Origin of the sequence: Hydrotalea flava (genome assembly GCF_001623405.1) — a bacterium.
Lineage (GTDB): Bacteria > Bacteroidota > Bacteroidia > Chitinophagales > Chitinophagaceae > Hydrotalea > Hydrotalea flava.
This window is the reverse complement of record NZ_LUHG01000106.1, coordinates 16,025-30,463: the sequence shown is the minus strand read 5'-3', so window position 1 is coordinate 30,463 and position 14,439 is coordinate 16,025. Positions and strand designations below refer to the sequence as shown.

Below are 14,439 nucleotides of genomic sequence, written 5' to 3'. Positions count from 1 at the left end.
ATTTCTACAACCCGAATATAGCATTCTGGTTTTCTTTAGTACTTGTTGTAATCATAAAATATTTTCGTGCTGGTTTAAAAAAAATAAATAAGCATCATCATTGACTGATGGTTTCAAGCTATTGAATTCGTTATTAAACAGTTTCACCCAATTTTTCTTAATTCCAATTTGTATGATGCATAATTTATTTTCTAGGTTATTTTCTTAGTATCCTTTTTTTGTACCGAAAGTTAAGGTTCTCCTCCTCATGGATAAATTAGATGCCTGAATGGAATTGGAAATCATATGCTTCACTTTTTCTACCTTAGTTTTTATGTAAAAATTTTACAGGTAGCAACACATTATAATTGCAGTGGCCAAAGGTTAAAACAATCACCATCAAACAAACCCTTATCACTTAATTTAAGATGAGGTATTACCAATAAAGCCATAAAACTGAGTGTCATAAAAGGTGCAGCGAGTGCACTGCCTAACTCATTTTTTACCATGGCATCAATGGCGGTATAAGCGGATGCAACCGTATAACCATCATTGGCACTCATTAATCCGGCTACGGGCAATGGCAGTATTTGTTGGTGGTTTTCATGCACGGCACTAACACCGCCTTTGGCTTCAATCACTGCATTTATAGCTTTGGCTAAATCGGCATCATTGGTACCTACTGCTACTATGTTATGGCTATCGTGTGCAACGGTTGAGGCAATAGCTCCTTTCTTCAAACCAAAATTTTTAATGAATGCTTTGGCAATAGGGGCAGGATGATATCGGTTCACTACTACCATTTTCAATACATCGTTTGCTACATCGGATAAAAGGTAGTTGTTATTTACATTGGGTGTTACCCATAATTTATCGGTAATTAATTGCCCTTCTAATGCTGCAATTACCGGAACTTTTCCATCTTGTAAAGGGTATTCCGTTATTGGCATGGCAAGTGCAGCTTCAGTAACAGGTAAACAATGAAACTGATTGATGGGGGTAACAGGAACAGATTGTATCAACGTTTGTCCATCTTCTGCTACCAATATACCTTTAATGTAAGTTTGTTTCACTTTAAATTCAGTGAGGTTTTCTACCACAATACAATCGGCCGGATCGCCAGTGCGCAATAAACCAATGTTTAATTGGTAATGTTGTACCGGGTTAACGCAGGCGGATTGGAGTACTTTAAATACATCTATACCTTTGGCTACTGCTCTGGCGCACAATTGATTGATGTGGCCAACTACTAAACTATCGGGATGTTTATCATCACTGCAAAACATCATTTGTTCAAAATGATTATGCATTAAATCAATCAGCGCGTCAAAGTTTTTGGCAGCGCTGCCTTCCCGTATTAATATTTTCATGCCGTAGTTTAGTTTGTTCAATGCTTCTTCGGCTGTAAAACATTCATGGTCGGTACTGATGCCGGCAGCAATATATTGTTGCGCCTGTGTGCCCATTAATCCCGGTGCATGCCCATCTACCGGCTTTCCTGCTGCTTTGGCTGCTGCAATTTTTTTTAACACTTCCGCATCGCCATACAACACACCGGGAAAATTCATCATTTCGCTCAGGTATTTAATATCTTCTCTTTGCAGCAAGGCGGCTACGTTAGTACTATTGAGTGCAGCACCTGCAGTTTCAAAGGTGGTGGCGGGCACACAACTGGGGGCACCAAAGTTGAAAGAAAAATTAACCTGTTTGCCATTGGCCAACATAAATTCAACCCCTTCCATACCGCATACATTGGCTATTTCATGTGGGTCGCTAATGGTGCCTACAGTACCATGCACAACAGCTAATCGGGCAAATTCACTGGGTACCAGCATACTGCTTTCTACATGCACATGGCTATCAATAAAGCCGGGTAAAATATATTGATTGGGAACGGTTTTATCGTTGGGCAATGCTTCTATGGCAGCAATACGGCCTGCTTTAATATGAATGGTAGCGGGATAAATTTGTTGTTTCCAAACATCTACTAATTGTCCGCAGATACTGAATTTATTTTGTTCCATCTTGATTATTATCTTATTTCAAAAATGTTGTGTACGAAGTGATACACAATACATAAGGATGTTTTAAAGCTAATAGAAAAACAATTATTCTTCTTTCAGCAAATCGGGGCGTTTGGCTTTGGTAATGGCTAATGCTGTATCATAACGCCATGCTTCTACTTTTTTGGGATCGCCCTGCAATAAAATATCAGGCACTTTCCATCCATTAAAATCTGCCGGTCGGGTGTATACCGGGGGCGCCAAAAGGTTATCCTGAAAAGAATCGAATAAGGCAGAAGTTTCATCATTCAACACACCGGGTATTAAACGCCCAATGGCATCAACAATTACGGCTGCTGCCAATTCTCCGCCGCTAAGCACATAATCGCCAATGGATATTTCTTTGGTAACAAAATGATCACGAATGCGCTGGTCAATGCCTTTGTAATGCCCACAAATAAACAGCAGATTTTGTTGCAATGACAAACGGTTAGCCATTGACTGATTAAAAGTTTCTCCGTCGGGCGTTAAATAAATAATCTCATTGTAGGTAGTTGTTTTTTGTAAATGGGTAATGGCTTCAAAAAGCGGTTCGCACATCATTACCATACCGGCACCTCCACCGTACTGGTAATCGTCTACCTGGCCATGTTTGTTGATGGCCCATTGGCGCAGATTGTGCGTACGCACCTGCAACAAGCCTTTTTCCTGAGCCCGTTTCATGATGCTATGATTCAACGGACTTTCTAATAATTCAGGTACAACAGAAATAATATCAATTATCATTTTGCAAAGATGCTATTCACTTTCCATAAAATTGTCTAAATCTCTTCTTTCTCTTTTAGTTGGGCGGCCAATTTTACTCAAACGCTTGCCTGTATGGAATGAGGGAGGCAGAAAAGCCGGTTTCTCCAAAGCTTCAACCGGTGTTATATCTATATAATGTTTTATTGCTTCTGCATACGCAACCCGGTGGTTTAACAGTGCTGTAACTTTTATTATCCATTTACGGGTTTCGGTTTTAATTTCATATTCATCGCCAACAGCTACTGTTTTTGAGGGTTTAACATTATTGCCCAAGTATTTTACTTTACCTTTTTCGCAGGCTTCACTTGCCAGCGAACGGGTTTTAAAAATGCGTATACACCACAGGTATTTATCAATTCTTATTTTTTCTTTTACGGCATCCATGCAACATTTATTTACTGTAAGTAAGGTTGAAGGTAATATTTTTTGAAGTAAAATAAACCGGGTAGCATAACATAAAAAGCGCAGCATTTCGGCGCTGCGCTTTTACACAAAGAAGGTTTAATGCAATTAATGTTTTGCCAGGTACAATTCTGTAAAATATTGAAAGAAATAAGGAATGGTTTCAATGCCTTTATAAAAATTAGCCAAATCAAATTTTTCATTAGGACTGTGCAGGTTATCACTATCCAATCCAAAGCCTAAAAACACAATTTTTTTATGTAATGTTTTTTCAAATAAATCGCAAATGGGTATGCTGCCACCGCCACGAACCGGAACAGGTTCTTTTCCCAGTGTTGTTAGCATTGCTTTTGACGCAGCTAAGTACTCAATAGAATCGATGGGGGTTTGATAGGGTTCGCCGCCATGATGTTCGGTAGCTTTTACGGTAATACCTGCCGGTGCAGCGTTTTCAAAATAGCGGATAAGTGCTGCTGTAATTTTTTTGGAAGATTGGTTGGGCACCAAACGAGCCGAAATTTTAGCATAGGCTTTAGAGGGTAATACGGTTTTAGCACCTTCGCCGGTATAGCCACTCCATATACCATTTACTTCCAAAGTAGGACGAATGCCGGTACGTTCAATGATTGAATAACCTTTTTCGCCCCAAACAGCTGAAATACCTAATTCTTTTTTATAGGCTTCTTCATCGAATGGTGCTTTTGCCATTTCGGTTCTTTCTTCCTGACTAATTTCCAATACATCATCATAAAAACCGGGAATGGTAATATGATTATTTTCATCGTGGCAGGAGGCAATTAATTTAGCCAATATAGTAGCAGGGTTGGCAACGGCGCCACCATATACACCACTATGCAAATCCCGATTGGGGCCGGTTACTTCTACTTCAATATAACTTAGTCCGCGAACGCCAACATCAATTGAGGGTGTATCTAAAGCAATCATTGAAGTATCGCTAATGAGTATTACATCGCAGGCCAATAAATCCTGATGTGTTTCTACAAAAGTTGCCAGATTCGGGCTGCCCACTTCTTCTTCCCCTTCAATAATTAATTTCATATTGCAGGGCATTGAATGGGTTTGCAGCATGGTTTCTAATGCTTTTACGTGCATGTAAAACTGGCCTTTATCATCCGCCGAACCCCGTGCATAAATTTTGCCATCTTTTATTATCGGTTCAAAAGGCGGACTGTTCCAAAGGTTCAATGGGTCGGCTGGCTGCACATCATAATGGCCATATACCAAAATAGTGGGTTTGGCGGTGTCGATTATTTTTTCTGCATACACAATTGGGTGTCCGTTAGTATTGTATATGTTAACTTTGTCTGCACCTGCTTCTTTTAATTTATTTTCAACTAAAGTAGCGCAATGCAGCATATCGGGTTTATTTTCGCTTCTGGCGCTAATGCTGGGTATTTTTAATAACTCAATCAATTCATTTAAAAAGCGTTGTTGATGGCTTTCAATGTAATTTTTCCATGTTTCCATATGTGCATTTTTTAATTTTTTAAGCATTGAATGAAGAAGACAAAGGTAATCAGTTCACACTACAACAATTTGTTAAGTGATGGCGGGGGCATTGTGTTTTTGATTAGAGAGAATATTATCCAATGTCCATGTTACCTTTTGCGTGAAAGCGTGTTGCCTTACGTGGCAATCGGTTTTAATACATACCTGGCAGCTAAAAGGCAGGCAGCCATCGGTATGAACAAAGAGTTCAATATCATCTCCAAAGGTTTTAATAACCAATGCTTCCAATTCATCTACTTCAGTATGTGCTTCATGTAAATTCATGTACCAGGGCAGGGTTAAATGGCAATCAACATGCAGGGTGGCGCCATATTTAATTACCCGCAGGTTGTGTAAATCAATCCAATTATTTCTTCTGTTCTGGTTAAGTGTGGTTACTAATTTTTTAAGTAGTTCCATATCTGCTTCATCCATAATGCCTGCTAATGATGCCCGTACAATTTTGTAGCCATTTACCATAATTACGGCACTAATACCTAATGCCAGTAGTTTATCTAACCAAAATAAGTTGGTTATTTTTATAATAAATAAACCAACAATAATAACAATGGTTGAATAAGTATCTAATTGTAAATGTTTGCCACTGGCTTTTAAGGCTAATGAATTGTTTTTTTGGCCAATATGTAAACACCACCAGCCTGCAACAAAATTTACAATGGCTGTAATGGCAACCAGTATAATACCCTTATCTAATTCCTGTACCGGTTTTTGTACAAAGAAACTTTGTATAGTTTGAAAAATAATATAAATACCTGCTGTAATAATCAGTGAGCCTTCTACTGCAGCAGAAATAAATTCTGCTTTGCCATGGCCGTAAGGATGTTCTTTGTCTTTTGGTTTTGCGGTAATATATAATGAGTACAAGCCAATTAAACCTGCCAGCATGTTTACCGTACTTTCTAAAGCATCGGTTAGAACAGCAATAGAGTTGGTGAGATAAAACGCAATAATTTTTACAGCAAACAGCACTACACTTAAAAGCGTAATAAACAACTGCAAACGATAATTTTGTTTTTCTTTCTGCAAAGTATGGGTTATTTATTTTTGGTAGAGGGAGGCAAAGCAATGCTATACTCAATTTTACAATGCTTTTGCAACATGGCAGCTATACCGCAGTAGGTATTTAGCGAAAGTTCAATGGCTTTTTTAAATTGATGGGATGCTTCCGGTGCAATATCTGCTTTATAGGTTAAATGGATGCGGGTAAATACTTTTGGATGTGTGGTGGTTTGTTCGGCATTGGCTTCTATTTCAAAGGTGGTGAAATGTACTTTCATTTTTTGTAAAATACCTACCACATCCATTCCACTACAAGTATTTAAAGCACCCAATAACATTTTTTTTGGGCTCATGCCACTGTTTAAGCTTCCATCAGCAGCGTTGGTATCTAAACGAACAGTATGGTTATTTTCGTCGCTGCTATTAAAAGCCAGGTGGGTTACCCATTTGGTAATTGTTTTCATGAGCAGTAATTGTTTTGAATGATTTGTAATATGGAATGAAAACTGTTTTACTGAATATTTGTAGTTATGCCGGTAATTACATCAGTTATTCATTCTAAACCTATCACATTATGCCGCACTATGGCGCTTGTTTTCGTATTCTGTTTTCTTTCTATGAATAAATTTTCTGACTATCTTGAAAGTTCTGTAATAAAATTCCTGATTAAACAACTGCGAATCACGCATGGCTTTATAAGTAAGAAAAAATCCAATAGGTATTAATACCAATGTTGAAAGCCACATACCGGCCAGCGGACTCATTACGTTGCTTTTGGCAAATTTTTCGCCAAAGGTATTCAGTAAGTGAAACAATACAAAAAACACAATGGCAAATACTAATGGTGTACCCAATCCCCCTTTGCGAATAATAGAACCAAGCGGTGCGCCAATTAAAAACAATACAATACAGGCTACACTTAACGTAAACTTTCTATGCCATTCAATTTCATGTTTTAATAAAGAATCCTGCCGGGTTTTATAATCGTCATAAATTAAAGAAACATTATTGGTAATAGTACCCAACTGGCTCAAACTGCGTTCCTGAATATAATGCCTTTCTGAATCGGGAATAAGTTGTTGAATAGAAGCAACCGATTTTAAAAAGCCGGTATCGGTTTTAGGCCAGGTAGAATCCATGTATTTGGCAAATGATAAATAGGGGTTAATTTCTATTTTAGAACGTTTTAAATAATAAGCCTGTAAATTTTCCAAAGAATCGATGGTGGTATTTAATTGCCGAACGCTTAACATTTTAGGATCGTAAATAAAGGCACTGTCTTTGGTACGGTTCATTTGAAAGGTGCTTAAATCAAATAGTTTGGTATAAGTTGCAAAATGCGTTCGGGTAAAATCGGTTTGAATGGTTTGGCGGGGCCCTTTTTCTTCATAGCTGTAACCATCCTTCAATTCAAATTCCAGGAATTTTTTATCGGGTGTAACTTTCATTACACCACTTTCGGCAGTAATTAAATTATCCTGCAGTCCATAGGTTTTTTTGAAAATTACAATTTTTTTAATGGTGCTGTCATCAGTTTCTTTCTTCCCCAATTTAATCACATTGCCTTCAATTTTATTGTAAAAAACACCTTCTTTAATGTCGAAGGCAGGTTTAGCAACAATAATATCGTATTGCAATGATGCTAATTTTAATTGTGCTACCGGAATAATATTATTGGCGAACAAAAAAGCAATGCCACTAATGATGATGGTAACAATTAATAAAGGCCGCATGAAACGCAATAAAGGAATGCCGGCAGCTTTAATGGCTACAATTTCAAATGATTCGCCCAGGTTTCCGAAAGTCATGATAGAGGAAAGCAGCAAAGCCAGCGGTAATGCCAGCGGTACCCAGGTAATGGCCACTAATCCTGTTAAGTATGCCAATGTGCCAAAGTCAATACCTTTACCCACCAAATCATCAATATATAACCAAAAAAACTGCATTACCAGTACAAATAATGCAATTAAAAAAGTGGCCAGAAAGGGGCCAATAAATGCACGTACTACTAAAATGTCTAATTTTTTTATCACAAATTCCTTTCTTACTATTGTTGCGTTATGGCAAATGTAAAACTTTCGGCCGCAGAATTAGAACTGGTTACTAACATACCGGTTATTTTAACAAAGAACCGCATTATTGCTGCAGCCAATACGGTATTGGGTGAGGCATGCAGTTGCTATCAAATTTTATTGCAACAGGCGAAAGATATACCCGATGCGGTAAAACAAATTTCGCCTAAAATATATAAAGGAGAAAATTATCAGGGTTTACCCTGGGTAATGCTCGATTATCCGCGCTATTTTACCCGGCATGATGAATTGGCCATTCGCAGTTATTTTTGGTGGGGCCATTATTTCAGTATCACTTTGCAATTGAGTGGAAAATTTATTCAGGCTTATGCCCACAAATTACAACAATTGCCTGTAGCGCAACCGGGTTGGTTTTTATTGACAGATGAAGATAAATGGCAGCATGTTATTGATTACAACAATGCTATTCCGTTGGCCGATGTTGCATTAAGCACTTTAATGGAGAGGCCTTTTATAAAAGTAGTTAGAAAAATACCCCTGCAACAGTGGGCAGATGCCCCTGCTTTTTTTCAGGATGCTTTTGAAGCATTGATGAAAAATGTATTGAATTAGCTGCCTAAGCGGTGAAATAACTCTTTAATCTGGTATTCCCAAAGGCGGCTCTGGTCTTTAATTTCATTTTTTTCCGCAAAATCTTTTACCACCAAAATGGTTTGGTTAGAAATTTCTGTTTTTTCAATCCTGAATTCAAAATATTCATTCTTCTCGCTATGCAGCCAGTGAAAACGGATAAATTTATCCTGCTCTTTGTCCACAATTTTGGCCTTATCGGGTGTTCCGCCGTTCCAGCTAAAACTATATACGCCATCCCATTCATCCACTTTATCTGCAAACCATTCTTGCAAACCGGCCGGGGTACTTAAAAACTCATATAAAATACCTGGCGAGCATCTTACGGGGAATTCAATTGTAAATAACTGTTTTTTGCTCATTATAAATGCTTTACTAAACTACTTTGTGGGCTGCAATAATATTAAATTATACATACCCTCCAAATGTTTTTTTTAAAACAGTAAGTTTATTGGGTTTGTATTCCGGTTTAAACCTACTGAAATGGGGCTTTTAGCGGTTTAAACCCTTCAAAATATATTTTTTGGGAGATATGCTTTAAATAAATTAAATTGCTATTTGAAAAAATTATCATCTCCTCCACCAAAACCAACTTATTCCATCTAACACAAAACAACCGCTGCTATGAGTATGCGTCAACTCAAAATCGCTAAATCCATCACCAATCGGGAGAGCCAGAGTTTAGAGAAGTACTTGCAGGAAATTGGGAAGGTAGAATTAATTTCACCCGAAGAAGAGGTGAAATTAGCTATTCGCATCAAAAACAATGATCAGGCTGCTTTAGAAAAATTAGTCAAAGCCAACCTGCGTTTTGTTGTATCGGTAGCCAAGCAATATCAAAATCAGGGCTTAACCCTGCCCGATTTAATTAATGAGGGCAATTTGGGTTTAATGAAAGCGGCCCTTCGTTTTGATGAAACCCGGGGGTTTAAATTTATTTCATATGCCGTTTGGTGGATACGCCAAAGCATTCTACAGGCATTGGCCGAACAAAGCCGTATTGTGCGTTTGCCGCTGAATAAAGTTGGCCTTACCAACCGCATTGGGCGTGCCATTCAACAATTAGAACAGGAAAATGAAAGAGAACCTACTTTAGAAGAATTGGCTGAATTATTAGAAACCGACCTTTCTGAAATTAATGCCGCCATGCAGGTAAATGCCCGCCACATTAGTGTAGATACGCCTTTGGGCGATGGAGAAGATAATACCCTGCTCGATATTATGTGCAACCCCAATGCTGAACGAACTGATATGGCGGTTGAGCATTATGAATCATTAAAAAAAGAAGTACAGCGCAGCCTTAAAACGTTAACCGAAAGGCAGAAAGAAGTGGTTTGTTACTTTTTTGGCATAGGTACGGAAGAATCGTTGAGCCTGGAAGATATTGGCGAAAGGTTTAATTTAACCCGTGAAAGAGTACGGCAAATAAAAGATAAAGCCATTAATAAGTTAAGAAGTACCAGCCGCTGCAAGCATTTAAAGGTTTACCTGGGTTAAAAACACAGTTGCCATTATATTTGCAGCATCAAATTAAAAAGTGAACTTACCGGTTCACTTTTTTAATGATAAACAGACCATTAATTGATGCATTATGTTTAATTCACTGAGTGAAAAATTAGAATCCGCATTTAAAAATCTAAAAGGCCAGGCACGCATTAACGAGCTGAATGTAGCCAATACCGTGAAAGATATTCGCAGGGCATTGATTGATGCAGATGTGAACTTTAAAATTGCCAAAGAGTTTACCGATAAAGTAAAAGATAAAGCCATTGGCGAAAAGGTAATCAATGCTGTAAGTCCGGGCCAGTTAATGGTAAAGATTGTACAGGATGAATTAACAGCGTTAATGGGGGGTACAGCGGCTGAATTTTCAGTAACCGGCAATCCTGCCATCATTTTAATTGCAGGCTTACAGGGTAGTGGTAAAACAACGTTTACGGGCAAGCTGGCCCATTATCTAAAAAACCAAAAAGGCAAATCGCCCATGGTGGTAGCTGCCGATATTTATCGCCCAGCGGCTATTGACCAGTTAACCGTTTTGGCAGAACAGGTTGGTGTGCCCGTTTATGCAGAACGCGATAACAAAGATGCGGTGAGCATAGTGCAGCATGCACTGAAAGCAGCCAAAGCCCAGAACAAAAATGTGGTGATTATAGATACGGCAGGCCGTTTGGCCATTGATGAAGTAATGATGACCGAAGTGGCCAACATTAAACAAGCCGTAAACCCTTCCGAAATTTTATTTGTGGTAGATGCCATGACCGGACAGGATGCGGTAAACACCGCCAAAGCTTTTAACGACCGGCTCGATTTTACCGGCGTGGTATTAACCAAATTAGATGGCGATACACGTGGTGGAGCGGCGCTATCCATTCAATACACGGTGCAGAAGCCCATCAAATTTATGAGTAGCGGCGAAAAAATGGATACACTCGATGTGTTTTATCCCGACCGTATGGCGCAGCGTATTTTGGGTATGGGTGATATTGCTTCATTAGTAGAAAAAGCGCAGGAGCAGTTTGATGAAGAACGTGCCAGAAAGCTGGAGAAAAAAATCAGGAAAAATCAATTCGATTTTCAGGATTTTTTAGAGCAACTGCAGCAAATTAAAAAAATGGGAAACCTGAAAGATTTAATGGGCATGATACCCGGTGTAGGTAAAGCCATTAAAGATGTAGATATTAATGATGATGCGTTTAAAGGCATAGAAGCCATTATTCATTCCATGACACCCGAAGAAAGAGCCAATCCGGATGTGATTGACCAGAAAAGAAAGTTACGCATTGCCAAAGGCAGCGGAAAAGATATTCAGGAAGTAAATGCCTTTATGAAACAATTTGAACAAATGAAAAAAATGATGGGTGCCATGAATAAATTACCTATGGGTGGCAGAATGCCCGGGTTAAGGCGATAAATGTCAAAAAAATACGAGCAATGCTCATAATTTTGTATTAAATAACAAAAACTAAACAGGTAAAGTTGGAAGGAAAGCAATCCTTTATTATTTTCGCCGTCCAAATAAAATTGAAACCCTATTTATTAACGCCTTTAAATGTCTATTTAACATGGCAGTAAAAATGAGATTACAAAGACACGGCAGTAAAAAACGCCCATTCTACTTTATCGTAGTGGCCGATGCCCGTGCACCCAGAGATGGTAAATTCATCCAAAAACTGGGCACTTACAATCCTTTAACCGTACCGGCAACCATTCAACTAGATCGTCAGAAAGCTTTAGACTGGTTACATAAAGGTGCACAACCTACCGACACAGTAAGAAGGATTCTTTCCTTTAAAGGTGTATTGTACCTGAAGCATTTGCTTCGTGGTGTTTCACTGGGATTATTTGATGACGCAACGGCTATGACCAAATTTCAGGCATGGCACGATGAGCATGAAGCCCAGTTAAAACGCAGAAGCGACTCGCATAAGCAACAAAAACGCCAGCGTCAGGAGTACAAACCTGTTGTTAAAAAGGTAGAAGAACAACCTGCTGAAGGCGGTTCCGAAGCGTAGTAAGCCTGCACAAAAAAATGTAGCCCCGTTAACCATAATACCGTTAACAGGGCTTTTTAATTTTCTGACCATTCTTTCTTTGAACAGTATAGTTTTGCTTAAATTATTTGTGAACATATGGCCATTCAACAATATATTCATATAGGCCGTATAGTAGCCACTTTTGGCACTAACGGGCAGGTAATTGTGCAGCATGTGCTGGGAAAAAAAACGGCGCTGAAAGGCATTCAGGCCATTTTCATAGAACAAAATAAAAACAGTTACCTGCCTTACTTTGTAGAAACAGCCAAGCCCAAAAACTCCGAAGAAACCTTTGTGCAATTAGAAGGTGTAGGTAGTAAAGAAGCCGCACACCGATTTTTAAACAAAAATGTATGGTTACCGGAAACCGAGGCTATTGCGTTAATGGATACCCATGCGCCCATTGCTTTATTGGGGTATACCATTGTAGAACAACAAAAAACATTGGGTACCATAGAGGAAGTGATTACACAACCCCATCAGGTACTGGTGCGTATTACCTTAGAAGGAAAAGAAGTACTGATACCCTTGCATGAAGAAACTCTGTTGAAAATAGACCGCAAAAGAAAAGAAGTTTGGGTAAACCTGCCTGAAGGTTTGTTAGATATCTATTTGTAAACACATGGAAAATAATACCTATCCTCCATTTCGATTTACTATTACGGTAACCGAAGCACATTTAGACCATTTAAAACATGTAAATAATGTGGTGTATGTGCAATGGTTACAGGATGCTGCCTATCACCACTGGATGCAAAAAGTACCTGAAGCCCTTCACCGGGAAGTATTATGGGTAGTACGCCGCCATGAAATAGATTATTTGTCCGGCGCTTTTTTGGGTGATGTATTAGAAATAACTACCTGGCCCGGCGAACATACCGGTGTAACCTGGCAACGCCATTATACCATTGTGCGGTTGCGCGATAACCAAACCATTGTTAAAGCCACCAGTATTTGGGCATTGGTACACCGCACTAATTTTCGCCCAAGGCGGATAGATGATACTATTTTGCAGGTATTGCGATAGGAAAATATATTTAAGTTAATCTGCATACAAAAGGGTGGCTGACTTTTTGTGCCACCCATACAAAACTTCATGAAAGGGTTTAATATTTTATTGTTATTTTATTTGTTACTGTGATTTTACATTGTAAATAACTTTTTGTTTCGGTGCTATAATTATAGTATTGCAAATCATTACTTCATCTGTGCTCATTAAATCCCTCATTTGAAACTTTATTTTGTTCCCAGGCAATTTAAATTGCGTAGGTAATGTTAAAGTAAATAAACTGTCTTACGTTTTATTTTGATTTATGTATTTTATTATAAATACAAAGCCTGTACTTCCTGTGTAATTGTTCGTTCATCGATCTACTGAACCCAAAAAAATTCGCGAAAATTTTTTGACACGAAAAATATGAAAGCAAAATTGTAATAATCAGAAAGCGAATTCGTTTCATAAATTGAATTTTATTGTTTCGAGATCATTCCATGTGGTTGTAGGCTAAAGAAGGACTAAGTTCTTTTAGCAAATGATGTGTTTGACATTTCATTTCAGTTTAGTATAGTGTTTTAGTGGCTTTTACAGTTTTTAATTTTTATAATAAAATAAAATTTCTTTTTATAATACGTAATAAAATTAATTTTTTTAATATAATTAGAATATTGCCTGTATTCTCAATTTAGGAAATGGAAAATTGCTGTCAGGTAATGCCGCGGGGGGGGTTACAGCATTCAAATCGGATGTTTGGGAATGCATAGAATTGTTGAACATGGTAAGTGTAAATATTACCATCGAAAGCGTTCGTAACTTTTTCATATCTTGCATTGATTTTAATTGTAAATAATCGGGTTGATTGTTTTTAATTATGATTGAAGGAGGCGGATGGCAGTCTGCCTCCTGTTTTTATTGATTAAGGAAATTTTTTATCTGCTACGGTTTTCCAATTAATATCAAATCTTCCATTGGTAATTGTAATTGTATCGTTACCAAAACGTTGTTTTAACTTCCCATTAAATGTTCCAGAAATGATAGTATTTACAGTATCGAATTTTATTATAGAAGTTGAACCCGAACCAACGTAAGAACCATACCATTCATATTTGTTTGTTTTTGGGTTAATAAAAACACCGTATAATTGGCTATTATATAATGGAAATGCTTCACTTCCGTATTCTGTTTGCTTCCATTCATAATTGGTTACTCCATTACTAAAAAGATTAAATAGATACAAGCAAATAAAAGTAGTGGGAGAGTTGGATCCGCCTCCCGTTTTTATCCTAACCTCCTCCCTAAATTCAGTATAAAGTGCAGGAAGTGGAAAAGGATTACTCCAAGTTGGCACCCCACTTTTAGGTAACATGGCTACACCATTTACTAAACACCCAAAAGTATTAGCCCCGGTATCGGTTATTGGTGGTAATAAGCTGAACGGGTTTACACTTTTTTTGCAGCTAATTATTGCAAAACAGGTAATTGCAATGAAAAGAATTTGTATAGTTTTCATAAGAAAATATTGA

The 14,439-nt window shown here is 38.0% G+C and carries 15 protein-coding genes; 6 read left to right on the top strand and 9 right to left on the bottom strand.

Annotation, left to right across the window (positions count from 1 at the left end; genetic code table 11):
* Positions 1-341 precede the first annotated feature (341 nt).
* From ade to A0F92_RS14290, 7 genes are all read right to left on the bottom strand, one after another.
* Positions 342-2,003, bottom strand: coding sequence for an adenine deaminase (gene ade, locus A0F92_RS14320; RefSeq protein ID WP_068247719.1), 1,662 nt, complete (start codon positions 2,001-2,003; stop codon positions 342-344).
* 84 nt (positions 2,004-2,087) lie between these two features.
* On the bottom strand, positions 2,088-2,768 hold the full coding sequence (trmD, locus tag A0F92_RS14315) for a tRNA (guanosine(37)-N1)-methyltransferase TrmD (RefSeq protein WP_068247717.1): 681 nt from the start codon (positions 2,766-2,768) through the stop codon (positions 2,088-2,090).
* A gap of 12 nt (positions 2,769-2,780) precedes the next feature.
* Complete coding sequence (locus tag A0F92_RS14310) at positions 2,781-3,173, bottom strand: RNA-binding S4 domain-containing protein (protein ID WP_068247865.1); 393 nt, start codon at positions 3,171-3,173, stop codon at positions 2,781-2,783.
* Between the two features lie 126 nt (positions 3,174-3,299).
* Positions 3,300-4,679: a dipeptidase gene (locus A0F92_RS14305; protein WP_068247861.1), complete on the bottom strand. Its 1,380-nt coding sequence runs from the start codon at positions 4,677-4,679 to the stop codon at positions 3,300-3,302.
* A 72-nt stretch (positions 4,680-4,751) separates the two neighbouring features.
* The gene (locus A0F92_RS14300; RefSeq protein ID WP_068247714.1) at positions 4,752-5,747 is read right to left on the bottom strand and encodes a cation diffusion facilitator family transporter; all 996 of its coding nucleotides are present in this window, start codon (positions 5,745-5,747) and stop codon (positions 4,752-4,754) included.
* 8 nt (positions 5,748-5,755) lie between these two features.
* Positions 5,756-6,184 (bottom strand): OsmC family protein, encoded by a 429-nt coding sequence (locus A0F92_RS14295; RefSeq protein ID WP_068247711.1) that lies wholly within the window; start codon positions 6,182-6,184, stop codon positions 5,756-5,758.
* Between the two features lie 108 nt (positions 6,185-6,292).
* The gene (locus A0F92_RS14290; protein ID WP_167517113.1) at positions 6,293-7,753 is read right to left on the bottom strand and encodes an LptF/LptG family permease; all 1,461 of its coding nucleotides are present in this window, start codon (positions 7,751-7,753) and stop codon (positions 6,293-6,295) included.
* 27 nt (positions 7,754-7,780) lie between these two features.
* On the opposite strand from A0F92_RS14290, the gene A0F92_RS14285 reads away from it, so the two are divergent.
* Positions 7,781-8,365: a hypothetical protein gene (locus tag A0F92_RS14285; RefSeq protein WP_068247708.1), complete on the top strand. Its 585-nt coding sequence runs from the start codon at positions 7,781-7,783 to the stop codon at positions 8,363-8,365.
* Here A0F92_RS14285 and A0F92_RS14280 read toward each other — a convergent pair.
* Positions 8,362-8,745, bottom strand: a complete 384-nt coding sequence (locus A0F92_RS14280) for an START-like domain-containing protein (protein WP_068247705.1) — start codon at positions 8,743-8,745, stop codon at positions 8,362-8,364. The genes A0F92_RS14285 and A0F92_RS14280 overlap by 4 nt on opposite strands.
* A gap of 268 nt (positions 8,746-9,013) precedes the next feature.
* Between A0F92_RS14280 and A0F92_RS14275 the strand changes: the two genes are divergently transcribed.
* The 5 genes from A0F92_RS14275 (at position 9,014) to A0F92_RS14255 (ending at position 12,946) form a co-directional block, all read left to right on the top strand.
* Positions 9,014-9,880 carry a sigma-70 family RNA polymerase sigma factor gene (locus A0F92_RS14275; RefSeq protein WP_068247856.1) on the top strand — a complete coding sequence of 289 codons (867 nt, stop codon included), beginning with the start codon at positions 9,014-9,016 and terminating at the stop codon, positions 9,878-9,880.
* 94 nt (positions 9,881-9,974) lie between these two features.
* Positions 9,975-11,297, top strand: a complete 1,323-nt coding sequence (gene ffh / locus A0F92_RS14270) for a signal recognition particle protein (RefSeq protein ID WP_068247702.1) — start codon at positions 9,975-9,977, stop codon at positions 11,295-11,297.
* Between the two features lie 151 nt (positions 11,298-11,448).
* The gene (gene rpsP / locus A0F92_RS15970; protein ID WP_068247699.1) at positions 11,449-11,898 is read left to right on the top strand and encodes a 30S ribosomal protein S16; all 450 of its coding nucleotides are present in this window, start codon (positions 11,449-11,451) and stop codon (positions 11,896-11,898) included.
* 117 nt (positions 11,899-12,015) lie between these two features.
* Positions 12,016-12,537 (top strand): ribosome maturation factor RimM, encoded by a 522-nt coding sequence (gene rimM, locus A0F92_RS14260; RefSeq protein ID WP_068247696.1) that lies wholly within the window; start codon positions 12,016-12,018, stop codon positions 12,535-12,537.
* A gap of 4 nt (positions 12,538-12,541) precedes the next feature.
* Entirely contained in the window at positions 12,542-12,946 is a 405-nt protein-coding gene (locus A0F92_RS14255; protein WP_068247693.1) for an acyl-CoA thioesterase, read from the top strand.
* Positions 12,947-13,832: 886 nt separating this feature from the next.
* Here the strand turns inward: A0F92_RS14255 and A0F92_RS14250 are convergent.
* A complete protein-coding gene (locus A0F92_RS14250) occupies positions 13,833-14,282 on the bottom strand; it encodes a hypothetical protein (protein WP_167517112.1) in 450 nt (149 codons plus the stop codon).
* Between the last annotated feature and the right edge of the window lie 157 nt (positions 14,283-14,439).

Excerpts from the sequence above, each read along its gene's own strand:
- ade (WP_068247719.1), bottom strand. The coding sequence starts at position 2,003 with ATGGAACAAAATAAATTCAGTATCTGCGGACAATTAGTAGATGTTTGG.
- trmD (WP_068247717.1), bottom strand. The coding sequence starts at position 2,768 with ATGATAATTGATATTATTTCTGTTGTACCTGAATTATTAGAAAGTCCG.
- A0F92_RS14310 (WP_068247865.1), bottom strand. The coding sequence starts at position 3,173 with ATGGATGCCGTAAAAGAAAAAATAAGAATTGATAAATACCTGTGGTGT.
- A0F92_RS14305 (WP_068247861.1), bottom strand. The coding sequence starts at position 4,679 with ATGGAAACATGGAAAAATTACATTGAAAGCCATCAACAACGCTTTTTA.
- A0F92_RS14295 (WP_068247711.1), bottom strand. The coding sequence starts at position 6,184 with ATGAAAACAATTACCAAATGGGTAACCCACCTGGCTTTTAATAGCAGC.
- A0F92_RS14285 (WP_068247708.1), top strand. The coding sequence starts at position 7,781 with ATGGCAAATGTAAAACTTTCGGCCGCAGAATTAGAACTGGTTACTAAC.
- A0F92_RS14280 (WP_068247705.1), bottom strand. The coding sequence starts at position 8,745 with ATGAGCAAAAAACAGTTATTTACAATTGAATTCCCCGTAAGATGCTCG.
- A0F92_RS14275 (WP_068247856.1), top strand. The coding sequence starts at position 9,014 with ATGCGTCAACTCAAAATCGCTAAATCCATCACCAATCGGGAGAGCCAG.
- ffh (WP_068247702.1), top strand. The coding sequence starts at position 9,975 with ATGTTTAATTCACTGAGTGAAAAATTAGAATCCGCATTTAAAAATCTA.
- rpsP (WP_068247699.1), top strand. The coding sequence starts at position 11,449 with ATGGCAGTAAAAATGAGATTACAAAGACACGGCAGTAAAAAACGCCCA.
- rimM (WP_068247696.1), top strand. The coding sequence starts at position 12,016 with ATGGCCATTCAACAATATATTCATATAGGCCGTATAGTAGCCACTTTT.
- A0F92_RS14255 (WP_068247693.1), top strand. The coding sequence starts at position 12,542 with ATGGAAAATAATACCTATCCTCCATTTCGATTTACTATTACGGTAACC.
- A0F92_RS14250 (WP_167517112.1), bottom strand. The coding sequence starts at position 14,282 with ATGTTACCTAAAAGTGGGGTGCCAACTTGGAGTAATCCTTTTCCACTT.